The following is a 24,414-nucleotide window of genomic DNA, read 5'->3' on the forward strand; positions in this document are numbered from 1 at the left end:
CATGAAGAAGAAATTATCAAAAATACTTGTAGGACTTCTTGTTGTTGTATGCATTGTGGAAGGTTTTTTCCTTTATCGTGCATACGTTGTTCCAAGCTCAACACTGCAGACAGCAAGAAAGATTAATCGTATTGAACAGATTATTGATAAATATTATAAAGGATCTGTGAAGAAAAGTGATCTGGAAGATTACACATATAAAGGATTGGTTGCAGGACTTGGTGATGTATACTCAACATATTATTCAGAGAGTGACTTTAAAGAACTGGAAGAGTCAACAAGTGGAGTATATTATGGAGTAGGAATTTACATGACACAGGATATCAAGACAGGTATTATCACAGTAGTTAAACCAGTCAAAGGAAGTCCGGCAGATGGAAGTGGATTAAAGAAAGGTGATGTTTTAATAAAAGTAGGAAATTACAAAGTAAAAACATCAGATGCGCTTGATGATATTGTAAAGAAGATCAAAGGTGCAGAAGGAACCAAGGTAAACTTAACATTTACAAGAAATCAGACAACAAAGACATATACATTTACAAGACAATCCATTGAGAATCCAACGGTTGAGACGAAAATGTTGAAAGATCAGATCGGATATCTTCAGGTTACTGAATTTGATGAAGTGACAGTCAGCCAGTTTAAAAGCGGCCTTGCAAGTTTGAAGAAACAAGGAGCCAAGAAATTGATCATTGATCTTAGAGATAATCCGGGAGGATTGTTAACAAGTGTGGTAGATATTGCAAGCCAGATTCTTCCAAAGGGAACGATCGTTTATACAGAAGATAAGAATGGCAATAAAAAATATTATAAAGATACTAAAAATGAACAGCTTGATATGCCATTATGTGTCTTAGTAAATGGTAACAGTGCAAGTGCAGCGGAGATTCTTTCCGGAGCAGTCAAAGATAGAAATACAGGAACACTAGTTGGAGAAACGACATTTGGCAAAGGAATCGTGCAGGGATTTTTTGAAGTTGGGGATGGTTCTTATGTTAAATTGACATATTCATCTTATTACACACCAGCTGGGCATAATATCCACAAAAAAGGAATCAAACCAGATGTTGAGGTAAAAGACAATACAAAGACAAAAGCAGATGAACAGCTTGATAAAGCAATTTCTATTTTACAGAAGAAATAATCAATAAAATAAGTACAGAACAAACATTCGATTTGTTCTGTACTTTCTTTTTATACTTTGATATAATCAAGCATAGATGAAAATAAAAGAAAAGGCACATAATAAACAGCAGACCATATAGCAATTGTTTGATTTTTTGCACAGGGAGAATTTATATGGATCATTTTGAATTAGTATCAGAATATAAACCAATGGGTGATCAGCCGCAGGCGATCGAGCAGCTTACCAAGGGATTTAAGGAAGGAAATCAATTTGAGACACTTCTTGGTGTTACAGGCTCCGGTAAGACGTTTACGATGGCCAACATTATACAGAATCTGAATAAACCAACATTGATCTTAGCCCATAATAAGACATTGGCGGCACAGTTATACAGTGAATTTAAGGCATTTTTTCCGCATAATGCAGTAGAATATTTTGTTTCCTATTATGATTACTATCAGCCAGAAGCATATGTGCCATCGACAGATACTTACATTGAGAAGGATTCCTCTGTCAATGACGAGATTGATAAGCTAAGACATAGTGCGACAGCAGCTTTGATCGAACGTAAAGATGTGATCGTTGTATCAAGTGTATCCTGTATCTATGGAATTGGTAGTAAGGAAAGTTATTCTGAGATGATGATCTCTCTAAGACCTGGAATGATCAAAGACAGGGATGAGGTTATTGATGATCTGATCAATATTCAGTATGTAAGAAGCGAACTTGATTTCAAGAGAGGTACCTTCAGGGTTAAGGGAGATGTGCTGGAGATTTTGCCGGTATCTACATTTGAGGATGCGGTCAGAGTTGAGTTTTTTGGAGATGAGATTGACCGGATCGTAGAATTTGATGTTTTAACGGGTGAAGTAAAGAGGAGCCTTAATTTTGTTGCAATCTTCCCTGCATCTCATTATGTTGTACCACAGGAGCAGATTGAACGTGCGATCAAAGGAATCAAAGAAGAACTTGCCGAACAAGTGGCATATTTTAAAGAGCATGACCAGCTGATCGAAGCACAGAGAATTGCAGAACGAACAAATTTTGATATTGAAATGTTAAGAGAGACTGGATTTTGTTCTGGGATTGAGAATTACTCAAGACATTTAGCAGGATTAGAACCAGGACAGCCACCAAGTACATTGATCGATTTCTTTGGAGATGATTTTTTGATGATCATTGATGAGTCACATATTACTGTTCCGCAGATTGGAGGAATGTATGCAGGAGATCAGTCAAGAAAGTCAACACTTGTAGACTTTGGATTTCGTTTGCCATCGGCTAAGGACAATCGTCCTCTGGAATTTAGTGAATTTGAGCAGAAGATCGATCAGATGTTATTTGTATCTGCAACACCTGGTAAATACGAAGAAGAGCATGAATTGTTAAGGGCAGAACAGATCATAAGACCAACAGGATTATTAGATCCAGCGATTGATGTGCGTCCGGTAGAAGGACAGATTGATGATTTGCTTGGAGAGATTCATAAGGAAACAGATAAAGGGAATAAAGTTCTTGTTACAACACTGACCAAACGTATGGCAGAGGAATTAACGGATTACATGCGTGAAGTCGGTATCCGTGTAAAATATCTGCATTCCGATATTGATACATTAGAGAGAATTGAGATTGTCAGAGATTTAAGAATGGGAGTTTTTGACGTATTAGTTGGAATCAACTTATTAAGAGAGGGGTTGGATATCCCAGAGATTACGTTAGTAGCGATCCTTGATGCAGATAAAGAAGGATTCTTGCGTTCTGAAACTTCTCTTGTACAGACGATCGGACGTGCTGCGAGAAATAGTGAAGGGCATGTGATCATGTATGCAGACAACATGACAGATTCTATGCATGCAGCGATCACAGAGACAGAACGAAGACGAACAATTCAGGATAAGTATAATAAAGAACATGGAATTACACCACAGACGATCAAGAAAGATATCAGAGATCTCATTAAGATATCAGATGATCACGAAGAAGAAAGTACGGGATATGAAAAGGACATGGAATCTATGTCCAAGAAGGAACTAAAAGAAGTGATCGAGCGGTTAAGTAAGAAGATGAATCAGGCAGCAGCAGAATTAAACTTTGAGATGGCAGCACAGCTTCGAGATGAATTGAAGGAATTTAAGATTGCATATCAGGAATATGATGACTGAATTTAAATGAATTACAAATTTACAGATTAGGAGCGTATCAATGAAGAAAGAGATGATCCGCATCAAAGGTGCGAGAGAAAATAATTTAAAGAATATAGATTTGGAAGTACCGAGAAATCAGTTTGTTGTTTTTACAGGATTGAGTGGTTCTGGTAAATCTTCTTTGGCATTTGACACGATCTATGCAGAAGGGCAGAGAAGATATATGGAATCATTATCTTCTTATGCAAGACAGTTTTTAGGTCAGATGGAGAAACCGGATGTAGACAGTATTGAAGGATTATCACCTGCAATTTCTATTGACCAGAAATCAACCAATCGAAACCCACGATCTACGGTTGGAACAGTCACAGAGATTTATGACTATTTTCGATTATTATATGCAAGAGTTGGGATTCCACATTGTCCAAAGTGTGGAAAACCGATCAGCAAGCAGACAGTTGATCAGATGGTAGACCGCTTAATGCAGTTAGAAGAACGGACAAGAATCCAGCTTCTTGCACCAATCGTACGCGGAAGAAAAGGAGAGCATGTCAAGGTATTTCAGAATGCGAAGAAAAGCGGCTATGTCCGTGTCAGGGTGGATGGCAATGTCTATGATCTGTCAGAAGATATACCGATGGAGAAGAATAAGAAACATAACATTGAGATTGTGGTAGACCGTCTGGTGATCAAACCAGGAATCGAGAAACGTTTAACTGACTCTATTGAGACAACACTGAATCTAGCAGATGGCTTGATGACAGTTGATGTGATAGGCGGGGAACCAATGAATTTCAGCCAGAGTTTTTCATGTCCGGATTGTGATATCAGCATTGATGAAGTAGAACCAAGAAGTTTTTCGTTCAATAATCCATTTGGGGCGTGTCCAGTATGTCATGGACTCGGATACAAGATGGAGTTTGATGTAGATTTAATGATCCCAGATCAGAAACTAAGCATTGCAGAGGGTGCGATTCAGGTATTTGGATGGCAGTCATCAACTGATAAGAAGAGTTACACAAGAGCAATCTTAGATGCGCTGGCAAGAGAATATCATTTTGATCTGGAAACACCATTTAAGGATTATCCACAGGAAATTAAGGATATTTTATTATATGGAACAGGTGGCAGAGAAGTTAAAGTCTATTACAAGGGTCAGAGAGGCGAAGGCGTTTATGATGTCGCATTTGAAGGAATCATCAAGAATGTTGGAAGAAGATATCGTGAAGCATCTCAGAACATGAAAGCAGAATATGAAACATTTATGACGATCACACCATGTGATGAGTGTCACGGGCAGCGTTTGAAACAGGAATCACTGGCCGTTACTGTTGCTGGTAAAAATATTGCCGAGATGTGTGATATGTCTGTTGGTGAGATGGTAACATTTTTAGAGACAATGGAACTAAATGATCGTCAGAAAATGATAGGAGAGCAGGTATTAAAAGAGATCAAAGCAAGAATTGGTTTCTTGAACGACGTAGGACTTGATTACTTGACACTCTCAAGAGCAACAGGAACTTTATCAGGAGGGGAAGCTCAGAGAATCCGTTTGGCGACACAGATTGGTTCTGGTCTGGTTGGAGTTGCTTATATTCTTGATGAACCAAGTATCGGACTTCATCAGAGAGATAATGACAAATTGATCCGCACATTGAAGAATCTAAGAGATCTGGGAAATACATTGATCGTCGTAGAACATGATGAAGATACGATGCTGGCAGCAGACTACATTGTAGATATCGGTCCCAAAGCTGGGGAATATGGTGGAGAAGTTGTAGCAACAGGAACTGCCAAACAGATCATGAAGAACAAGAAATCTATCACAGGGGCATATTTAAGTGGAAAGATCAAGATTCCAGTACCGGAAGTAAGAAGAAAACCATCTGGTTTCTTGAAAGTGATCGGAGCACAGGAGAACAATTTAAAGAATATTGACGTAGAAATTCCACTAGGAATCTTTACCTGTGTCACAGGAGTTTCTGGATCAGGAAAGAGTTCTCTAGTCAATCAGATCTTATATAAACGTCTGGCAAAAGAATTAAATAGAGCAAAGACAAAGCCAGGACTGCACAAAGATATTGAAGGATTTGATCAGTTGGATAAGATCATAGCGATCGATCAGTCTCCGATCGGAAGAACACCAAGATCCAATCCTGCAACCTACACGGGAGTCTTTGATCAGATCAGAGATCTTTTTGCAATGACAAAAGATGCAAAGGCAAAAGGCTATAACAAAGGAAGATTCAGTTTCAACAAGAAAGGTGGACGATGTGAAGCCTGTGCCGGAGATGGAATCATCAAGATTGAGATGCATTTCCTGCCAGATGTCTATGTACCATGTGAAGTATGTCATGGAAAGCGTTACAACAGAGAGACACTAGAAGTCAAATACAAAGGAAAGAGCATCTATGATGTTCTGAATATGACAGTTGAAGAAGCCTGCGATTTCTTTTCAAACATTCCATCGATCAGCCGTAAGATGGAGACATTAAGAGATGTAGGATTAGGCTATATCCGATTAGGACAGCCATCTACAGAATTGTCAGGAGGAGAAGCCCAGAGAATAAAACTGGCAGCAGAATTAAGCAAACGAAGCACTGGAAAGACAATCTATATCTTAGACGAACCAACAACAGGACTGCATTTTGCAGATGTTCACAAACTGGTAGATATCCTTGCAAGATTAACAGAAGGCGGAAATACTGTGATCGTTATCGAACATAATCTGGAAGTGATCAAGACAGCAGATTATATAATCGACATGGGACCAGAAGGCGGAGCAGGCGGCGGAACCGTTGTAGCAGCGGGGACACCAGAAGAGATATGTGAAGTTGAGGAATCATATACTGGACAGTATTTGAAGGGAATATTGGAGCGATAAATTCTGATTTGCGACGGTAGGATTTCGTATATGTGACGGAAATAAGATAACAAGAAATATTTATAAGAAACTGGTGGCAACACGCAGATTTTAAGAGCGTTTTTTACAAATCTCTGATCCGCGCCTGTTCCTTTGATAACTCACTGGCTGCGAACCAAAATGTCCGCAGCTACGTTCAGACAATCAACCACAGGGCGCTGCGAATTTGTAAAAAACGCACTTAAAATCTGCTAATTGTTGCCACCGGTTTCTTATAAATATTTCTTGTTATCTTATTTCCGTCACATAAAACTGAAGTCTATCGAAACTGCTATATAGTGTGTATGTTAAATGGTATTGGCTGATAAGTTTCATATCATCTGTTTGAGAAAACCTTAATTCTTATCCAATATCATTCTCCATACACACCACCTCAAATTTTTCAATTTTGTGAATTGTCCACACTATAGAGTCGAATTCTATAATTGTTCAATTCTACAAAATTAAAATTCATTTGGATGTAATACAACCTTGATTGCCTCACCAGATTTTGTCAAGGCAATTCCTTTATTAATCTCACTAAGTGGCAATACATGTGTAATAAATTTCTCAGCCTCAAATTCATCAGAAATCGCAAGTTCAAATGATTTCTGTACCTGCATACTGTTAGAACCATAATGTCCATAAATCCAAAGACCGTTGTAATGGATATAGTTCGTATCAAGCTCTGTCAAGGCACCTTTTGCGACACCACCGAAGAAGACAACGATACCAGTTCTTTTTGCCATGAAAATGGCTTGTGCCTGTGCCTGGGTAGATGGGTTTGCGGAGATGACTTTGTCGGCACCTTTACCATCTGTAAGTTCTCTTACTGCTTGGATTGGATCTTCATTTAAGCTGTTGATCGTGTGATCAACACCAAACTGTTTTGCAGTTTCCAGACGCTTGTCGTTAATTTCAATCATAATAACCTTTTTAGCACCACGTAGTTTGGCTAGTTTTGCGTGGAAGCATCCGATTGGGCCAGCACCTATGATAACGATGGTTTCTCCGAAGCCGACATCAATATTTTCCTGACATGCATAGACAGAGGATAAAGGTTCCCCAAGAGAAGCACGATCATAGCTGATTTTATCAGGAATTCTATAGATAACGTCACGGGCGATCTGTCTTGGGAGGACAGTGTAATATTGCGCAAATCCACCTGGACGATCTAAATTATTTCCAAGATTCTCACACATTTCACTATGACCAGTTCTGCATGGTTCGCACTGCATACAGTGATCAGCGGGATAAATATAAAGGCGGTCACCGATGTTATATTCTTTGCAGGAAGGAGAAACTTCATCAACGATCCCAGTGATCTCATGACCATAAATGTGAGGATATTTACCAGATTTAGAGTCTGTTGTCAGGTTACGGATATCAGATCCACACAGACCAACAGCCATAACTTTTAGGACAAATCCTCCTTCTGGGCATTCTGGTCTATCAATTTCTTCAACTCTGATATCATTTGGTCCATACATTAAAGCTGCTTGCATAATTTTTCTTCCTCCTTTTTATTTTCCATAACGGTTTCTGCGGCTTCCTGGATGATTTTCATATAATTCTTCTAGATCATTATCAGAAATATTATGAACAGGTCCGATATCTTTTGTTAAATGATAGATTCTTAAAACTTCTTCTGCAGCTTCGATAATCTTAACTGCATCTTCCAAAGTTTCTCCAACAGCAATACACCCATGATTGCCAAGTAAAATTAGATCATGGTCTTTGATAGCATCTTCAATCCCATCTGCGATATGAATTGTTCCAGGCAATCCATAAGGAAGGCATGGGATTTCTTCGAATACCAGTGAAAATGTAGTGGAACATTTTAACTTGATATCTTTCCCACAGTAAGCATAGGCAGTTAAGTAAGGGGCATGGATGTGAGCAGCAGCATTGCAGTCAGGGCGGGCTTTTAAAGCAGCTTCATGCAATAAAATTTCACTTGATCTTTTGACAGTTCCCTCGATTTGTTCCCCGTTTTCAGTATTTACAACAGCAATCTTATCTTCGTTAAGGAAACGCTTTCTTGTTCCAGAAGGTGTGATATACATTTTTCCTGTTTCACGATCAAGGATGGAAAGATTTCCTTCCAGAGTGTTGACCATTCCTTTTTCATCCATGAGTTTTGCATAATATAAAATTTCTTTTTTTAGTTCATTATTTCTATCTGACATATTTAAACTCCTTTAAGACATTAACATATTAATTTGAGACATTGACAAAATAATTAAGGATCAGCTGATATTTGTATTGTACAATTACAAAAACATAATGTAAAATATGTATTATGATAAGAAAACAAAGGTTTTACCTATGAATTTGGAGGGAATATGACATTAGCACAATTAAATTATTTCGTGAAAGTCGCAGAAAATGGTCATTTGACACAGACAGCAAAAGAATTGTTGATTGCACAGCCGAGTCTGACACAGGCAATTCGAAAATTAGAAGAAGAACTCGGTTTTTTATTATTTGAGAAAAAGGGAAGAGTTTTATTTCTTACTAAAGAGGGAAAGGAATTTCTTCCATATGCAAAAGAAGTTGTAGAGGCTTCTAAAAGGGCAGAACAGACAAAGGAACACATTTATCAGAGATATACAGGAAATATTCGATTTGCATATACAAGACCAATGCCGCCAAATTATATTCCAAATCTGTTAAGAGAGTTCTTCAAAACAAATAAAGACAAGAAAATAAATATTGAATCCTATGCTGCAGCTACATCGGTTATTTTGAGGGATCTGAAAGAAGATAAAATAGATTTTGGCTTTTGTTCGATTGGAGAAAAAGAAGATCCGGATATCAAAATGATCACACTGATGGAATATCCGATCAAGCTTGTTGTGAATCAAAAAGATGTACTGGGCAAGATGAAACAGTTGCATCCAGAGGATCTTATGAGTAAGCCGGGAATTTCTTATACAGAAGGCTCGGCAATGGACCGGGAGATTAATGAATTTTTTAAAGAGCAGGAGATTACACCGGATATACATTACCGTACTTCGTCCGAAGAGATTCAGAATTTTATAGCCAGTGGATTGGGTTGGGCATTTATCGCACAGAATGGGACACCGATGAAGAAAGGTTTAAAGATCCTTGAAATGCCAGAAATGACATTGAAAAGAGAAACTTGTCTTGCAATGAGAAAAGATCGACAATTGAGTAAAAATGCACAAAATTTTTTAAAATTTACATTAAGTTATAATGAAAACTTTCTATAAAATTGTACTTGCAAAAAAAATAAAAGTCATATAAACTACAAAACAGAGACGTTTAACAGGATAGACTATGACAGGAGGCACATAAAGATGAATCAGCGTAGTACAAAGATTGTACAGTTGTTAAGCAAGGAAAAAGATGAGATCACAGTTTCAGGATTTGCGGAATATTTCCAAGTTTCACAGAAGACGATTCGAAATGATTTAAAAGAAATTAATGAAATTTTGGACAAGAATAAAAAGCAAAAAATTGATATAAAACCGGGGGGGGGTATAGTTTCTATTCCGAAAGATTTTAAGGAATCATTATCTTTATTGTTAGAAGGTAATTTTTATAACTACAAGCTATCAAAAGAAGAGCGAAAAAAGGTTGCATCAGCAATCATAGTTAATTCTGCAGACTATATTACTTTAGCAGATATTGCTGACAGACTAATGGTAAGTAGAGCAACAGTGATCAATGATCTAAAAGAAATAAAAAAGTTTATACGCCAGGGAAATCTTGAAGTCATATCTCATGCAAACAAAGGATTGCGTATTGATGGATTGGAAAGTGACAAGAGAAAGTTTCTGTTTGAATTATTACGCCCGACATTAAGAACTTATGATAATCATAAGAATATTATCTCAGAACATGTTCATGTACAGTCTGGAGATATTAATATTATTCAGAAAATCATAGCAGAACAAGAACGATGCTATAAGAAGTTCCTTCCAGACAATTCATTTAGGGAGATTTTGCTATATTTAAGAATTCTCATTAACAGGAATAAGCTTGGAGAGTTTTTGGAACCACAGCCAGAGATCAACAGCGATAATTATATGTTTTCAATGGATATCTTAAAATATGTTTCACAGTATTGTGATGTTGTTATCAGTGATGATGATATCAAGAATTTCAGTACTTTTTTGGATGAAGTCAGATTTAAGAACAATGGAACATTTAATAAAAATACAATGATCATCCAGATGATCACCAGACAGTATATTTCCACAGTTTCCACAGAACTTGGAATTAACCTGAATGTAGATTATGATTTCTTTGAGAATCTCTCCAATCATTTGGAATCAATTTTTTCAGCACCACCGATGGATTATCCAGAAGCAGATATCATTGATGAAGTTCTGGAAGATAATCAAGATGTGTTAGATGTTGTGATTGATCAGATGCCAGTTATCTATAAGTTTACGGAACGAAAACTTACAGAAATTGAAGTAAAATATATTGCGATTCATGTCTGTGCGGCGATAGAACGTAAGAAGAACAAGGAAGTATCTTTCAGAGTCATTGTTGCCTGTCATGCAGGAATTGGTACATCCATCTTGTTATTAGAGAAATTAAAACGACATTTCAAATTCAGAGTAGTTGATGTGATTTCTGCCCACGAAGCAATCAATATCAAACCGAATGCAGCAGATTTTGTCATATCCACAGTGCCGCTTGAGAGTTGCCCATTGGAGTATGTTGTAGTTTCTGCGGCATTCAATGATGCTGATTATATCCGTGTAGGAAACCGAATTGATGCATTAAGAAATAGCCGTAACATTCCAGATGGAACAGAAGATGATAAATTAAATGCATCAGAATTGCTTGAAGAGATCACACCTGTGATCAACGAACTGGTGGAGCCAAAAGATCAAGCAAGAGTCGTAATGAAAGAACTGCGTAAAGTCGTAAGGAATTATTTTAAGCAGTCAGTGGAAAATGATGCGAATATCATATCTCCATCCTTACATCATCTGCTACGGGCATCCGATATTGAAGTTGACGTAGAATGTACAGATTGGAAAGATGCGATCAGAAGATCTGCAGAGCAGCTGGTAGACCAAGGTTACATAGAAGACCGCTATGTTGATGCGATGATCGAAAGCGTCAATGAATACGGACCATACATCGTATTGTCACCAGGATTTGCAATGCCTCATGCGAAAGTGGAAGAAGGAAGTATTCGTCTTGGAATGCATTTGATCCGTTTGAAGAATCCGGTGCCGTTTGGAGTAGAAGAACTTGATCCGATCGAGTTTGTCTGTTGTTTGAGTGCAATTGATCATAGAAGTTACTTAAAAGCATTCTTTAATCTTGTCAATATGCTCAAAGATGAAGAATATCGAAAGAAGTTACATGAGGCAGTCGACGGAGAAGAGATGGCACGCATTATTGAACAATATGAATACAGCATTGTAGGATAAGCAAATATAGATCAGTTGAATTTATTTCTCATTATGGGAAATGAATTCAACTGATCTATTTTATTTCTGCACCATAGAAATAAATTGTACCAGAATAAAAAATTTCCGAAAAAGAGAAAAACCTTTCACTGTTTTTTGTCTAATGTGCATGGTACTATATGTATTGTAAACAAGAGATAAACAAATTGGCCAAAGAAATCTCGTGAACAAACGAAAAATATGGATAAGAAAACGGAGGTTAAAAAATGGAAGTAGTATTAAAATTCTTTCAGGGCTTTATTAACATGGGGGCGAGTACATTATTACCATTCGTCATCGCGATCTTAGGTATTTTCTTTGGAATGAAGATCGGTAGAGCGATCAAAGCTGGTCTGTTAGTAGGTATCGGTTTCCAGGGATTAGTATTAGCGGTTAACTTACTGATCACATCAGTAACACCAGCCATGCAGTATTACAAAGATCTTGGATCTGGTTACGACACATTAGAGATTGGATTTGCAGCATTAGGAGCAGCATCTTGGACAACACCATTTGCAGTACTTGTAATTCCAGCGATCATCATCGCAAACTTGATCTTGGTTAGATTAAAAGTAACAAAAGTATTAAACGTAGATATTTGGAACTTCATGCATTTCTTAGTACCAGGTGCTTTAGCATATGCGTTAACAAAGAATGCAGTTATCGGATTTATCGTAGCATTTGCCTGTGGTATGGCAGTTTTATTCTTCGGACAGTGGATTGCAAAACCATGGCAGGAATTCTTCGGACTTGAAGGAACAACATGTACATGTCTTTGCTTCGTAGCATGGGCTTATCCAATCTGCTACCTGTTAAATAAGATCATTGACAAAATTCCTGGTCTTAACAAAGTAGACGTAGACATGACAAAGATCGGTGAGAAATTAGGAATCTTCGGTGACCCAGCCGTAATCGGTATCTTCGCCGGTGTATTCTTAGGAGTTATCACAAAACAGAGCCCAGCTGATATCGTAACAATGGCTATGGGAGTTGCAGCAGCAATGGTATTAATCCCAAGAATGGTATCAATCATGATGGAAGGATTATCTCCATTAGGACAGGCAGCAAGCGAATACGCACATAGAAAAGTTGGTGAAGATGCAGACATCTACATCGGAATGGATATCGCACTTGGACTTGGAGATCCAGCATGTATCACATGTACAGCTATCATGATCCCAGTTACAGTATTATTAGTATTCCTTGTACCAGGAATGAGATTCTTCCCATTAAGCTTATTAGCAGAAGTATGCTACATGACACCAATGGTAGTATTAAGCAGTAAAGGAAATCTTGTAAGATCATTGATCGGTATGACACTTATGATGTATTTAACACTGTTCTTTGCTAATATGTTCATTCCAGAAGCAACACAGATGATGTCCGTAACAAACGTACACTTTGCAGGTACAGTAACAGCATCCCACTTTGGATGGAACCCAGGTAACTTAATCGTATCATTCATCCATAGAATCATGATGATGATCGGATAATAGATAGACTTGATATAAGAGGAGAAACTAAAATGGCAACAAAATATTTGGTGATACAGGGGACAGCAAATAGTAGTGAAGAAGCGATCACGCTGTGTGGAGAAGCCCTGCATAAAGCGGGAATCGTAGGAGAAGATTTTGGAAAAGCTTGTGTAGAGCGTGAAAAAGATTATCCAACAGGACTTCCAACAGAAATCCCAACAGCAATTCCACATGCAAAAGTATCTGGAATTAAAGAGAACGCAATTTGTCTGTTAAAATTAGAATCCCCTGTGATATTTCGAAGATTAGATGATGATACAGAGCAAGTAGAAACTGATCTGATCTTCAACTTGGCGATCAAAGATCCCAATGAACATTTACAGGTGCTTCAAAGAATGATGGAATTTTTAAATAACAAAGAAGTACTATTAAAATGTAAAGAACTTTCAAATGAAGAAACAGTAGCATATTTAACTGAGCAATTAGGATAGAAAAGGAGATAAGTATCATGGCAAAAGAAGTTAAAGTATTAGTAGCTTGTGGAAGTGGTGTAGCAACATCAACAATTGCACAGGAAGAAATCAAAGATATCGCAAAAAATGCAGGAGTAAAAATCCGCCTGATGAAAGGTACGATCTCTGAAGTTCCAATGAAACAAAAAGACGTAGATGTAGTATTTACAACAGCAAACTATCGTAACCCATTGGAAAAACCACACTTAAGCGTGTTCGGTCTTGTATCCGGAATCGGTAAAGATGCTACAAGAAAGAAAGTTGCAGATTTACTTCAGAAACTCGCAGAAGAATAAGAACAGGAAAAGTTTAAGAAAGGACAAGGTGTTATAAGATGAAAGCAGGAGTTTTACATGCTAGAGAAGATATCAGATACGAAGAAGTAGAGACTCCAGTACCGAAAGCAGGAGAAGTACTTGTTAAAGTAAAATATTCAGGAATTTGTGGATCAGATGTTCCACGAGTAAATGGAGACGGTGCACATTTTTATCCAATCATCCTTGGTCATGAGTTTTCCGGAGTTGTGGAAGAAGTGGGAGAAGGAGTTACAAAGGTAAAGAAAGGCCAGCGTGTAGCTGGCGCTCCCCTTGTTCCTTGCATGAAATGTGAAGACTGCATGAAAGGTGATTATGCATTATGTAAACATTACAGTTTTATCGGAACAAGACAGCCAGGAAGTTTTGCAGAATACATTTGTGTTCCAGAACAGAATGCGGTTCCATTTGATGACAGTGTGTCATTCGAACAGGGAGCATTATTCGAGCCGGCAGCAGTTGCATTACATGGACTTGAGTGCCTGCCATATGAAGGTGGTAAGACGGTAGCAATCCTTGGTGGAGGAACGATCGGATTACTCGTTATGCAGTGGGCAAACATTTATGGAGCTGCCAAGACCGTTGTATTTGACATCGACGATGATCGAATCAAGCTTGCAAAAGAAATGGGAGCTTATGATGGAGTCAACACATTAGAAGAAGGCTTCATGGAAAAAGCAATGGCAATGACAGATGGAAAAGGATTTGACTATATTTACGAGACAGCAGGAAGCACCATCACAATGAAAATGGCATATGAACTTGCCGCAAACAAAGCAGGTATCTGCTATATTGGAAAACCAACCAAAGAGTTAACATTCACAGTAGAAGAATGGGAGAACATGAACCGTAAAGAATTCACAATGACAGGATCATGGTTATCTTATTCAGCACCATTCCCAGGACATGAATGGGATTGCGTCGCACACTATTTCGCAACAGGTCAGTTAAAAGGCGAGGAAGCCTTGATCTTCAAGAAATTACCACTTTCCAGAATTGCAGAAGGTTTTGAAATGTTCAAGACAAGAGGAGCAGTTAAAGGAAAGATCTTAATCGACAGCGAAGCATAGCAGTCAAAAATCCATATAATAACATATAACTGATAGATTACAAAGTGAAGAGTAGGAAGAAAAGAGGTAAGCTATATGCGTACTATGAAGCTAGCACCATCAGTTTTTGGCGCAGGTATTGGAAATTTAAGTCAACAATTGAAAATATTAGAAGAAAATAATGTCGAATTATTACATGTTGATGTGATGGATGGACATTTTGTAGAGAAAATGGCATTTGGTCCAGATCATATCAAAATGTTAAAAGAACTCACAACAATTCCTCTGGATGTACATTTGATGATTGAAAAGCCGGAAAGAAAGCTGGATACGATCATTGATGCCGGAGCAGATATCATTACAATTCATCAGGAATCAACAACAAGACTTTACAGCTGTATTGAAAAGATCAAAAGCCGTGGTGTGAAAGCAGGAGTAGTTTTAAGTCCAGCAACCAATGAAGATACATTAAAATATGTGCTGGATAAAATCGATATGATCCTTTTAATGACGATCAATCCTGGAGAAGCAGGACCGGGATTCCATGAAGAACTGCTTACAAAGATCAAAAACGTTCGTGAACTGATCGGAGATCGAGATATCGATCTGGAAGTTGACGGGGGAATTGACAACACAAACATTGCAAAATGTAAAGAAGCAGGAGTTAATGTTTTTGTATCAGGAGGATATGTATTCAAAGGCGATATTGCCGAGAAGATCAAAACACTGAGAGAAGCATTAAAATAAGGAGAAATAACAATGAAAGCATTAAGATTTTATGACGTACAGGATTTAAGATATGAAGATGCACCCGACCCAGTCATCGAGAAACCAGATGATGTCATCGTAAAGGTAAAAGCAGTCGGAATCTGTGGTTCCGATATTGCAAGATACAGAAACCTTGGACCATATGTACCAGGAAATGTATGGGGACATGAATTTTGCGGTGAGGTTGTTGAAGTCGGAGAAGGTGTTAAGAATTTAAAACCGGGAGACCGTGTCGTAGGATGCCCAAACATGGTATGCCACGAATGTGAATACTGTAAGAGTGGTCATCCATCCAGATGCGAAAACTTAAACACAATTGGAGCTTATGTACCAGGAGCTTACGCAGAATACATCAAACTCCCAGAAATCAACTTTGTAAAAATGGCAGACAGCATGAGTTACGAACAGGGTGCTTTAGTAGAACCAGCGACTGTTGCGATTCATGGTCTGTATCAGACAAGTATCAAAATGGGATACGAAGTAGCGGTTGTTGGATGTGGAAATATCGGTCTGATGGCAATCGCATGGGCGAAAGCTTTCGGAGCAAAGAGAGTATTTGCAATTGATATTGACGATGCACAGTTACAGTTAGCAAAAGAATTTGGAGCTGACGTTCTGATCAATTCAACAGATATCGACTTCCATGATGAAATTCGTAAATATGGAAATGGAGTTGACCTTGCGATCGAATCCGCAGGAAATCCATTTACAGCAGCCAGAGTTTTAGGTTTACCTCATAAAGGAGGAGAGGTTGTCTACATGGGAATTCCATATGCAGACGTACCAATCCCTAGATTTTACTTTGAACGTATCATGAGAAATGAATTACATGTCATCGGTTCATGGTGTACGATCTCTGCTCCATATCCAGGAAAAGAATGGACAAATGCAGTAGAATACATCGGTTCAGGTAAAGTTGACGTCCTCGGTATGGTAACACATCAGGTAAACTTAAGCGAAGGCCCAGAAATGTTTAAGAAGATCATTGCTAATCCGAAAGGATATGGAAAAGTCTTATTGTATCCAGAAGAAGACAGATAGGAGGAAATACGTTATGAGAATGAATACGATCATCGAAGAATTAGACAGATCTTCAAAAACGATCGCTCCTGAGAAACTTCAGGAAGTGATCAAGAAGATCAAAGAACATAAACGTATTTTCGTCTATGGGACAGGACGTTCAGGATTAATGTTAAAAGCATTTGCAATGCGCTTGATGCAGATCGGATTAAATTCCTATGTTGTCGGTGAGACAACAACGCCATCTGTTCAGGAGGGTGACCTCTTGATCGTGGCTTCTGCTTCAGGAGAGACAGGAAGTGTATGCATGACAGCCGAGTCAGCAGTGAAACAGGGAGTTGACTTGATCGTGATATCTTCTGCACCAGAATCAACACTTGGAAAGATTCACGCACCAGATATCGAGATTGAAGCAGCAACCAAATTTGCGACATCCAAGGTCAGCGTACAGCCGCTTGGAAGCCTGTTTGAACAGATGCTTTTAATGGTATTTGACACGATCATCCTTGAGATGAGCGAGGAAAAAGAAGGAAGCAACGAAGATATGGCAAAACGCCATGCAAGTTTAGAATAGATATTGATAAGTATTAGGTATTAACAGACAGAAAGAAGGAGAACAAGATGCAGAATAATGTAGGATTGCAGACAGCATATTGGAGTGGAACAACACCAGCATTAGATATTCATCAGATCATAGAGCTGACAAAAAAGGCGAATATGGATACAATCGAATTAAAAGCAGGAGATTTTGTTCCATTGACAATCGAAGGACGAGCAGCACTTAGAAAAGAAATCGAAGATGCAGGACTTTCTATTACGATCAATGGAACAGGTTTAAGACCAGAAAGAGACGTATCAAGTTCTGACGAGGAATCTCATAAAGCAGGAATCAAACATTTATGTCATATGTTAGATTTAAGCAAAGAAATGGGAGCAAAACTGTTCTCCGGAATTCCTTATGGATTGTGGAATACACGTCCAGGAGCAGATGACGATGCGATTGAAATGAAAAAGGAACGCAGAGCCAATGCGATCAGAGGACTTAAAGAAGTTGCAAAACACGCAGAAGAAGTGAAAGTTGTGCTTTGTCTTGAAATCGTAAACCGTTTTGAACAATATATTGCAAATACAGCAGAAGAAGGAATCGCGATTTGTGAAGAAATCAATAATCCATACTGCAAACTTCTGTTAGATACATTCCATATGAATATTGAAGAAGACTATATCCCAGATGCGATCAGAGCAGCTTCTGATAAAGGATATTTAGGATACATCCATATCGGAGAGGCAAACCGAAAGATCCCAAATGGTGAAAAGAAAACAAACATTGACTGGAAAGCAATCGCAGCAACGATTAAAGATATCGGTTATGAAGGACCATTTATTATGGAACCATTCGTACTGGAAAGTTCATCTAGCGCTAAGAGTATTTCTTTATGGAGAGCGATTAAAGATGGTACAGATATTGATGGACTTGTAGCTGATGCAGCAGCAGGTGTCAAATTCTTTAAGAGTCTGTAATCGAAGCAATGGAGGAAATGATATGATCACGACAGTAACATTAAATGCATCCATTGACAAAGCTTATCATATGACAGAAAAAATTGAAAATGGTACTGTTATGCGTGTCGCCAAAACAGATAACAGTGCTGGAGGAAAAGGATTAAATGTCGCAAGAGTTATTAAACTCTGTGGCGTTGACTCAAAGGCAACTGGTCTGGTTGGCGGATTTAATGGACAATATCTGGAATCACTTCTGGACGCAGATGGAATCAACCATGAATTTGGGCGTATCCAGGGAGAAACAAGAAGCTGTATTAATATTTTAGATCCAGGATATGGATCAACTGAATATTTAGAAGGCGGATGCAATGTCACAAAAGAAGAAGAAGCAGACTTCCTAAACAAATTTCCAGAAATCATAAAAGACAGTGACGTTATAACAATCTCTGGAAGTGCTCCAAAAGGCATGGGCAAAGATATTTACCAGAAACTGATCAAAGTGATCAAAGATCAGGGTAAACAGGTCATTTTAGATACAAGTGGCGAATACCTTGAAAAAGGACTGGAAAGCCAGCCGACAATGGTGAAACCAAACGAAGATGAGATTGAATTATTATTCCATACAAAGATTCAAAGTAAAGATGAAGTTATTACATACGCAAAAAGAATTTACAAAGAAAAGGAAATTCCTTATGTCGTTATCTCACTTGGCGGAGATGGAGCATTGTTAGTTTGCGAAAAAGGTATTTATCAGGGCAAACCACCAAAGATTGAAATTGCCAATACAGTTGGATGTGGAGATTCCATGGTAGGAGCATTTGCAGTCGCACTGGAGAAGAAAATGGAACCGGAAGCAGCATTAAAATATGCGGTTTCTGTAGCATCAGCAAATGCATTATCTCCGCATACAGGAAGATTTGATCCAAAGGACAGAGATGAGATCATTAAGAATGTTGAGATCATAAAATTAGCATAGAAAGGACATGGTTATGTTAGTAACATCAAAAGAATTACTGTTAAAAGCACAAGAAGGCGGATACGCTGTGGGTGCATTTAATGTAGAAAATATGGAAATGGTACAGGCAGTTTTAGCAGCAGCAGAAGAATTCAATTCACCAGTTATCATGCAGACAACACCATCTACAGTAAAATATGCAGGCCTTGATTATTATCTTGCAAATGTGGAAGCTGCAGCAAAAAGAACAAAAGTTCCAGTTGTTATGCATTTAGATCATGGAAATAGTTTTGAACTTGCAATGCAGGCATACAGAACAGGATATACATCTATCATGATTGATGGATCTCATGAATCATTTGAAGATAACATTGCAGTCAGCAAAGCAGTTGCAGATGCATGCCATCCTGGAAAAGTTCCAGTAGAAGCAGAACTTGGAAAAGTTGGTGGAAAAGAAGATGATCTTGATGGTGGAGATGATAATCCATATACAGATCCACAGGAAGCAAAAGAATTTGTAGAAAGAACAGGCGTTGATTCTCTTGCAGTCGGAATTGGAACAGCACATGGTGTATACAAAGGAGAACCAAAACTTCAGTTTGATATCTTAAGCCAGATTAGAGAAGTTGTAGACATTCCGCTAGTACTTCACGGAACAAGCGGAGTGCCAGATGAAGCAGTGGAAGAATGCATCAAACGTGGAATCTGCAAAGTAAACTATGCAACAGATCTTCGAATTGCATTTACAAATGGATTAAACAAATATCTAGCAGAAAATCCAGATACGATCGATCCTAAGAAATATAGTGCAGCAGGAAGAGAAGAAGTAAAGAAATACGTCATGAGTAAAATGAAAGTTTGTGGAAGCGTAGGAAAAGCATAAATCAGAGGAATGTTTGGAAGTGTAGGTAAAATATCAAATGGAATATATTTTAAATAATGAACAACTTACAGTAACATTTACTACAAAAGGTGGAACAATATGTTCCATTGAAGATTCTCAGGGAATTGAATATCTCTGGCAAGGTGATGCAACGTATTGGAGTGGACAGGCACCAATATTATTTCCAATCTGTGGTGGACTAAGAGATGACAAAGCCCTGATCGGAGATGATCTGGAAACACAGATGCCAAGACATGGGATCGTAAGAAAACGTGAGTGGGAAATGATCGAAAAAGACGAAAAACATATCGTATTTGAGATAACATCCAATATTGAAACAAAAGTGATGTTTCCATATGATTTCCGTCTGCTGGCAAAATATACTTTAGAGGGAAGATCATTAAAGATCACATATGAAGTAGAAAATACGGACACGAAGAAATTCCCATTCTTTACAGGCGGCCATCCAGGATTTAATTGTCCATTGGTTGCAGGAGAAGAATATACAGATTATGAAATCGTGTTTGAACAAAAAGAAACATGTACAGTTCCAACACCAGTACCAGAGACAGGCTTAGTTGATATGGAACATAGATCTTTATATCTGGAAGATTCAGACACAGTAGAATTGAATCACGAAATGTTTGAAATTGATGCAGTTATCTTTGATGAACTGAAATCCAGAAAATTAAAACTTGTTTCTAAGAAAAGCGGAAAAGGAATTGAGATGGAATACAAGGATTTCCCATACTTGATCCTGTGGTCAAGTGCCAATCATGGGAATTTTGTGGCAATTGAACCATGGACGGGATTGTCAACATGTAGCGATGAAGGAGATCGTTTTGAAGAAAAAAGAAATGTACAGAGTGTAGAAGTAGGAGAAAGCAAAGAATATAGTTATTCAGTTTCTGTATTATAAATGAAAGAAAAGATAAGGGCTGTTGCAGGAATGAGATCTTGCAATATGCCCTTATTTTTTGAGATCAGGAGGTATAATCATTAAGATTGATATTAAAGAAAGAACCATATGATCAGTATAAACATCTGGTTATGGTTTGTGATGATAATACATACGAGGCAGCAGGAAAAGAAGTTGACTGTATGATCGCAGTCGGATCATCACAGATGCACCAATGAGACTGACAGCATCAGGAGCAGAACATCATATGGCACATTTCTGGGAGATGGCAGTGATCAATGAAGAAATCATTGCAATGTTAGAGAAAGTGCAGGGGGTAAAAAGTTTAGAAGATCCAGATGTTGTAGTGCTTGGATTTGATACAACGTTAACTTATGAAAAACTTTCAAAAGCTTGTCATTATATCATAAAGGAAACAGGATACTAACCGAATGAGATCGCAATTGTGGGAGACAGATTATATACAGATATTGCAGTTGCTGATCACAGAGATGTTATAATGAAATTTAAGAAAAACATAAGCATATTTCACATTTTCTATTATATTTCGTTCTAAGAATGCATGTATAATAAATAACATAAGGAGGTACATGACAGAATGAGACGTATAATAGTTTGTTTTATCTGTTTTTTCATGATGCTTGGTAACATAAAGCTGGTATCTGCAGATACAAAGATAAATTCTATAATAAAAAATAAGAATCAAGATGTATTATTTGTGGGAACTATTTCACATATTTCAGACGATTATTTTGTAATCATCGCAAAAGATTATATCAATATAGAATCAACGGCAGAAGCAATCGGGAAAAGGACAGAAAATCATAGATACGTCATCATGAGAAATGGGGGAATTTCCTATACATCATCCTATCATGGGAAAACAACACTCGAAGAAGGAGACTATGTTATTGCATCATTAAAGAAGACGAAAGGAAAATGGATAATCTCAAACGGACTATATGAGGTAGACAACGAAGATTATCAGACACTATCTGTCAAACCATGTGATAAAAGTCCAGATGTTCAAAGTATCATACTTAAATATTTTATCAACTCCGATGGAAGGATGAATAAATTCTCAAGCCTAAGCAATAAAAATAAAGTATATTACCGAGGAAAAAAGATTTATGATGCGAGGTGGAATATGAAGAAATATTTAACAATTGAAGAAATAAGAAATTCAGAAAAATTAAAACAAATGGATCATAAAACTAGTCTGGTGGGGGATACAGAAGAAAAAACATCATATAAGATTCGAAAATGGATAATGCTTGCTGTGGATGTTTTAGCGGTTGTGATGATTGTGAGATTGTTGAAGAAGCGAAAGAAAAATTAAAAAAGATTAACGTAAGGGACTGCTGTTTATGGTGGTCCCTTATTATATACGATCAAAAACACTCCACACATCCCACTTTTTTTAACCCCCAATTTATGCTATGATAAAGCTTAAGTGTATTTTGCAACCCCAAAAGATACAAAATAGAGATGGAGGGAAGTTCATGTTTGATATTCAGGAAGAATTGAAGAAACTTCCGGCGAAGCCCGGAGTTTATCTGATGCATAACAGTAAAGATGAGATCATTTATGTTGGAAAAGCGATCAAGTTATGTAATCGTGTGCGTCAGTACTTTCAGGACAGCAGGAATCTCTCTGTGAAGATTCAGCACATGGTAAAAAATGTTGCTTATTTTGAATATATTATTACAGATTCTGAACTAGAAGCGTTGGTGCTTGAGAATAATCTGATCAAAGAGCATCATCCCAAATACAATACCAAACTAAAAGATGACAAAGGATATCCCTATATCAAAGTGACAACCAATGAAGAATTTCCAAGGATCATGCTGGCTAGAAAGATGAAGGCTGATGGAAGCAAATATTTTGGACCTTATACAAGTGCGGGAGCGGTAAATGATACGATTGAACTGCTTCGAAAGATATTTAAAATCCGTACATGTAACCGCAGATTACCGAAAGATACGGGAAAGGACAGGCCATGTCTGTATTATCAGATCAAGCAGTGTAATGCACCATGTCAGGGGTATATATCAAAGGAAGATTATGCAAAGCAGATTGATGAAACATTAAGGTTTTTAAATGGAAATTACAAACAGGTTGCAAAGATGCTTCAGGAGAAAATGCAAAAGGCATCGGATGAACTGGAGTTTGAACAGGCGATGGAATACAGAGATCTCCTTAAGAGTATTGAGCGAATCATGGACCGTCAGAAGATCAATACCTATGCTTTTGAAGATCGAGATATTATTGCAATGGCAGAGGATGACAAAGACGTTGTAGTATCAATTTTCTTTATCCGCAAAGGAAAACTTCTTGGAAGGGAACATTTTCATATGGAAGCAGATGAGGAAAGTTCAAAAGAGGAAGTTTTAGGGGCTTTTGTAAAACAGTTTTATGCAGGAACGCCATATCTTCCTGGAGAAATTTTTCTTGAACATGACATTGCAGAGAAAGAGATTATTGAAGAATGGCTGTCAAAGAAGCGTGGAGCCAAAGTGCATTTTAAGATACCAGTACGTGGACAGAAACATAAGATGGTAGAGATGGCAAAAGAAAATGCTCAGAATGTACTGCGAATGGATCGTGAGAAGATCAAACGTGAAGAAAAAAGAACGATCGGGGCGGTTCATGAAATTGAAAAACTGCTTGGAATAAAAGGTTTAAATCGAATGGAAGCATTTGATATTTCAAATATCAGCGGATTTCAAACAGTTGCATCCATGGTCGTATTTGAAAAAGGAAAAGCAAGAAGAAGAGATTACCGTAAGTTCCGTTTAAGAACTATCGAAGGTCCAGATGATTATGCGAGTATGCAGGAAGTTCTTACGAGAAGATTTCTCCATGGGAAGAAGGAACTGGAAGAATTAAAAGAACAAGGGAAGGATACAGAACTTGGAGGTTTTACCAAATTTCCAGATATTTTGATGATGGATGGAGGAAAGGGTCAGGTTAATGTTGCACTCAGAGTGTTAGATGAATTAAAACTTGATATTCCAGTCTGTGGAATGGTTAAGGATGATAATCATAGAACAAGAGGATTGTATTATAATAATGAGGAAATTATGTTCCCGCCTAATAGTGAAGCCTTTTTACTCGTGACAAGAATACAGGACGAAGCCCATCGCTTTGCGATTGAATATCATCGTTCACTGCGTGCAAAAGGGCAGGTGCATTCTGTTCTTGATGATATCAAAGGAGTTGGACCCAAAAGACGAAAAGAACTGATGAAGTATTTTAAAGATATCAGTCAGATTAAGACAGCAGAGATTGAGGAACTTTTAAATGTTCCAGGTATGAATCAAAGCACAGCCCAGGCAATTTATGAATTTTTTCACGTTTCCAAGTAAAGAAGAAATATGTTACAATAAATAAAGAGACCGGT

General features: G+C 37.8%; 21 protein-coding genes and 1 pseudogene. 20 read left to right on the forward strand and 2 right to left on the reverse strand.

What is annotated here, in order from left to right; genetic code table 11:
* Position 1: 1 nt before the first annotated feature.
* The 3 genes from KE503_RS00065 to uvrA all read left to right on the forward strand — a co-directional run bounded on the left by KE503_RS00065 (position 2) and on the right by uvrA (position 6,154).
* Positions 2 to 1,144: a S41 family peptidase gene (locus KE503_RS00065; RefSeq protein ID WP_022375355.1), complete on the forward strand. Its 1,143-nt coding sequence runs from the start codon at positions 2 to 4 to the stop codon at positions 1,142 to 1,144.
* 155 nt (positions 1,145 to 1,299) lie between these two features.
* A complete protein-coding gene (uvrB, locus tag KE503_RS00070) occupies positions 1,300 to 3,288 on the forward strand; it encodes an excinuclease ABC subunit UvrB (RefSeq protein WP_022375354.1) in 1,989 nt (662 codons plus the stop codon).
* A 40-nt stretch (positions 3,289 to 3,328) separates the two neighbouring features.
* A complete protein-coding gene (gene uvrA, locus KE503_RS00075; RefSeq protein ID WP_117944491.1) occupies positions 3,329 to 6,154 on the forward strand; it encodes an excinuclease ABC subunit UvrA in 2,826 nt (941 codons plus the stop codon).
* Between the two features lie 482 nt (positions 6,155 to 6,636).
* Here the strand turns inward: uvrA and KE503_RS14925 are convergent, their stop codons facing one another.
* Together KE503_RS14925 and KE503_RS00085 are read right to left on the reverse strand one after the other, a co-directional pair.
* On the reverse strand, positions 6,637 to 7,677 hold the full coding sequence (locus tag KE503_RS14925) for a zinc-binding dehydrogenase (protein ID WP_055197693.1): 1,041 nt from the start codon (positions 7,675 to 7,677) through the stop codon (positions 6,637 to 6,639).
* Between the two features lie 18 nt (positions 7,678 to 7,695).
* Positions 7,696 to 8,361: a class II aldolase/adducin family protein gene (locus tag KE503_RS00085; RefSeq protein ID WP_022375351.1), complete on the reverse strand. Its 666-nt coding sequence runs from the start codon at positions 8,359 to 8,361 to the stop codon at positions 7,696 to 7,698.
* Between the two features lie 156 nt (positions 8,362 to 8,517).
* On the opposite strand from KE503_RS00085, the gene KE503_RS00090 reads away from it, so the two are divergent.
* The 17 genes and pseudogenes from KE503_RS00090 (at position 8,518) to uvrC (ending at position 24,379) form a co-directional block, all read left to right on the forward strand.
* The gene (locus KE503_RS00090; RefSeq protein WP_022375350.1) at positions 8,518 to 9,408 is read left to right on the forward strand and encodes a LysR family transcriptional regulator; all 891 of its coding nucleotides are present in this window, start codon (positions 8,518 to 8,520) and stop codon (positions 9,406 to 9,408) included.
* 87 nt (positions 9,409 to 9,495) lie between these two features.
* Positions 9,496 to 11,595 carry a BglG family transcription antiterminator gene (locus tag KE503_RS00095; protein WP_022375349.1) on the forward strand — a complete coding sequence of 700 codons (2,100 nt, stop codon included), beginning with the start codon at positions 9,496 to 9,498 and terminating at the stop codon, positions 11,593 to 11,595.
* 245 nt (positions 11,596 to 11,840) lie between these two features.
* Entirely contained in the window at positions 11,841 to 13,106 is a 1,266-nt protein-coding gene (locus KE503_RS00100) for a PTS transporter subunit IIC (protein ID WP_022375348.1), read from the forward strand.
* Between the two features lie 32 nt (positions 13,107 to 13,138).
* Positions 13,139 to 13,579 carry a PTS sugar transporter subunit IIA gene (locus tag KE503_RS00105; RefSeq protein ID WP_022375347.1) on the forward strand — a complete coding sequence of 147 codons (441 nt, stop codon included), beginning with the start codon at positions 13,139 to 13,141 and terminating at the stop codon, positions 13,577 to 13,579.
* Positions 13,580 to 13,596: 17 nt separating this feature from the next.
* On the forward strand, positions 13,597 to 13,896 hold the full coding sequence (locus KE503_RS00110) for a PTS sugar transporter subunit IIB (protein WP_022375346.1): 300 nt from the start codon (positions 13,597 to 13,599) through the stop codon (positions 13,894 to 13,896).
* Between the two features lie 38 nt (positions 13,897 to 13,934).
* On the forward strand, positions 13,935 to 14,984 hold the full coding sequence (locus tag KE503_RS00115; protein WP_022375345.1) for a galactitol-1-phosphate 5-dehydrogenase: 1,050 nt from the start codon (positions 13,935 to 13,937) through the stop codon (positions 14,982 to 14,984).
* A 75-nt stretch (positions 14,985 to 15,059) separates the two neighbouring features.
* Complete coding sequence (rpe, locus tag KE503_RS00120) at positions 15,060 to 15,710, forward strand: ribulose-phosphate 3-epimerase (protein WP_022375344.1); 651 nt, start codon at positions 15,060 to 15,062, stop codon at positions 15,708 to 15,710.
* Between the two features lie 12 nt (positions 15,711 to 15,722).
* Entirely contained in the window at positions 15,723 to 16,772 is a 1,050-nt protein-coding gene (locus KE503_RS00125; RefSeq protein ID WP_022375343.1) for a galactitol-1-phosphate 5-dehydrogenase, read from the forward strand.
* 13 nt (positions 16,773 to 16,785) lie between these two features.
* Positions 16,786 to 17,325 (forward strand): 6-phospho-3-hexuloisomerase, encoded by a 540-nt coding sequence (gene hxlB / locus KE503_RS00130; protein ID WP_022375342.1) that lies wholly within the window; start codon positions 16,786 to 16,788, stop codon positions 17,323 to 17,325.
* A gap of 47 nt (positions 17,326 to 17,372) precedes the next feature.
* The gene (locus KE503_RS00135) at positions 17,373 to 18,272 is read left to right on the forward strand and encodes a sugar phosphate isomerase/epimerase family protein (protein ID WP_212384245.1); all 900 of its coding nucleotides are present in this window, start codon (positions 17,373 to 17,375) and stop codon (positions 18,270 to 18,272) included.
* A 22-nt stretch (positions 18,273 to 18,294) separates the two neighbouring features.
* On the forward strand, positions 18,295 to 19,230 hold the full coding sequence (gene pfkB / locus KE503_RS00140) for a 1-phosphofructokinase (protein WP_212384246.1): 936 nt from the start codon (positions 18,295 to 18,297) through the stop codon (positions 19,228 to 19,230).
* Positions 19,231 to 19,243: 13 nt separating this feature from the next.
* Positions 19,244 to 20,092, forward strand: a complete 849-nt coding sequence (gene fba, locus KE503_RS00145; RefSeq protein WP_117944482.1) for a class II fructose-1,6-bisphosphate aldolase — start codon at positions 19,244 to 19,246, stop codon at positions 20,090 to 20,092.
* A gap of 37 nt (positions 20,093 to 20,129) precedes the next feature.
* Complete coding sequence (locus tag KE503_RS00150; RefSeq protein WP_022375338.1) at positions 20,130 to 21,011, forward strand: aldose 1-epimerase family protein; 882 nt, start codon at positions 20,130 to 20,132, stop codon at positions 21,009 to 21,011.
* A gap of 86 nt (positions 21,012 to 21,097) precedes the next feature.
* Positions 21,098 to 21,229, forward strand: a complete 132-nt coding sequence (locus tag KE503_RS14665) for a sn-glycerol-1-phosphate dehydrogenase (protein ID WP_147340799.1) — start codon at positions 21,098 to 21,100, stop codon at positions 21,227 to 21,229.
* Positions 21,230 to 21,339: 110 nt separating this feature from the next.
* A pseudogene (locus tag KE503_RS14930) lies at positions 21,340 to 21,507 on the forward strand (HAD hydrolase-like protein); the annotation flags it as partial.
* 102 nt (positions 21,508 to 21,609) lie between these two features.
* The gene (locus KE503_RS00160) at positions 21,610 to 22,350 is read left to right on the forward strand and encodes a hypothetical protein (RefSeq protein WP_249182913.1); all 741 of its coding nucleotides are present in this window, start codon (positions 21,610 to 21,612) and stop codon (positions 22,348 to 22,350) included.
* Between the two features lie 163 nt (positions 22,351 to 22,513).
* Positions 22,514 to 24,379: an excinuclease ABC subunit UvrC gene (uvrC, locus tag KE503_RS00165; protein ID WP_212384247.1), complete on the forward strand. Its 1,866-nt coding sequence runs from the start codon at positions 22,514 to 22,516 to the stop codon at positions 24,377 to 24,379.
* Positions 24,380 to 24,414: the final 35 nt, after the last annotated feature.

Source organism: Anaerostipes sp. Marseille-Q3525, from assembly GCF_018223505.1.
GTDB lineage: Bacteria > Bacillota > Clostridia > Lachnospirales > Lachnospiraceae > Anaerostipes > Anaerostipes amylophilus.

Coding starts and splice junctions, on each gene's coding strand:
- KE503_RS00065 (WP_022375355.1), top strand. CDS start 2: ATGAAGAAGAAATTATCAAAAATACTTGTAGGACTTCTTGTTGTTGTA.
- uvrB (WP_022375354.1), top strand. CDS start 1,300: ATGGATCATTTTGAATTAGTATCAGAATATAAACCAATGGGTGATCAG.
- uvrA (WP_117944491.1), top strand. CDS start 3,329: ATGAAGAAAGAGATGATCCGCATCAAAGGTGCGAGAGAAAATAATTTA.
- KE503_RS14925 (WP_055197693.1), bottom strand. CDS start 7,677: ATGCAAGCAGCTTTAATGTATGGACCAAATGATATCAGAGTTGAAGAA.
- KE503_RS00085 (WP_022375351.1), bottom strand. CDS start 8,361: ATGTCAGATAGAAATAATGAACTAAAAAAAGAAATTTTATATTATGCA.
- KE503_RS00090 (WP_022375350.1), top strand. CDS start 8,518: ATGACATTAGCACAATTAAATTATTTCGTGAAAGTCGCAGAAAATGGT.
- KE503_RS00095 (WP_022375349.1), top strand. CDS start 9,496: ATGAATCAGCGTAGTACAAAGATTGTACAGTTGTTAAGCAAGGAAAAA.
- KE503_RS00100 (WP_022375348.1), top strand. CDS start 11,841: ATGGAAGTAGTATTAAAATTCTTTCAGGGCTTTATTAACATGGGGGCG.
- KE503_RS00105 (WP_022375347.1), top strand. CDS start 13,139: ATGGCAACAAAATATTTGGTGATACAGGGGACAGCAAATAGTAGTGAA.
- KE503_RS00110 (WP_022375346.1), top strand. CDS start 13,597: ATGGCAAAAGAAGTTAAAGTATTAGTAGCTTGTGGAAGTGGTGTAGCA.
- KE503_RS00115 (WP_022375345.1), top strand. CDS start 13,935: ATGAAAGCAGGAGTTTTACATGCTAGAGAAGATATCAGATACGAAGAA.
- rpe (WP_022375344.1), top strand. CDS start 15,060: ATGCGTACTATGAAGCTAGCACCATCAGTTTTTGGCGCAGGTATTGGA.
- KE503_RS00125 (WP_022375343.1), top strand. CDS start 15,723: ATGAAAGCATTAAGATTTTATGACGTACAGGATTTAAGATATGAAGAT.
- hxlB (WP_022375342.1), top strand. CDS start 16,786: ATGAGAATGAATACGATCATCGAAGAATTAGACAGATCTTCAAAAACG.
- KE503_RS00135 (WP_212384245.1), top strand. CDS start 17,373: ATGCAGAATAATGTAGGATTGCAGACAGCATATTGGAGTGGAACAACA.
- pfkB (WP_212384246.1), top strand. CDS start 18,295: ATGATCACGACAGTAACATTAAATGCATCCATTGACAAAGCTTATCAT.
- fba (WP_117944482.1), top strand. CDS start 19,244: ATGTTAGTAACATCAAAAGAATTACTGTTAAAAGCACAAGAAGGCGGA.
- KE503_RS00150 (WP_022375338.1), top strand. CDS start 20,130: ATGGAATATATTTTAAATAATGAACAACTTACAGTAACATTTACTACA.
- KE503_RS00160 (WP_249182913.1), top strand. CDS start 21,610: ATGAGACGTATAATAGTTTGTTTTATCTGTTTTTTCATGATGCTTGGT.
- uvrC (WP_212384247.1), top strand. CDS start 22,514: ATGTTTGATATTCAGGAAGAATTGAAGAAACTTCCGGCGAAGCCCGGA.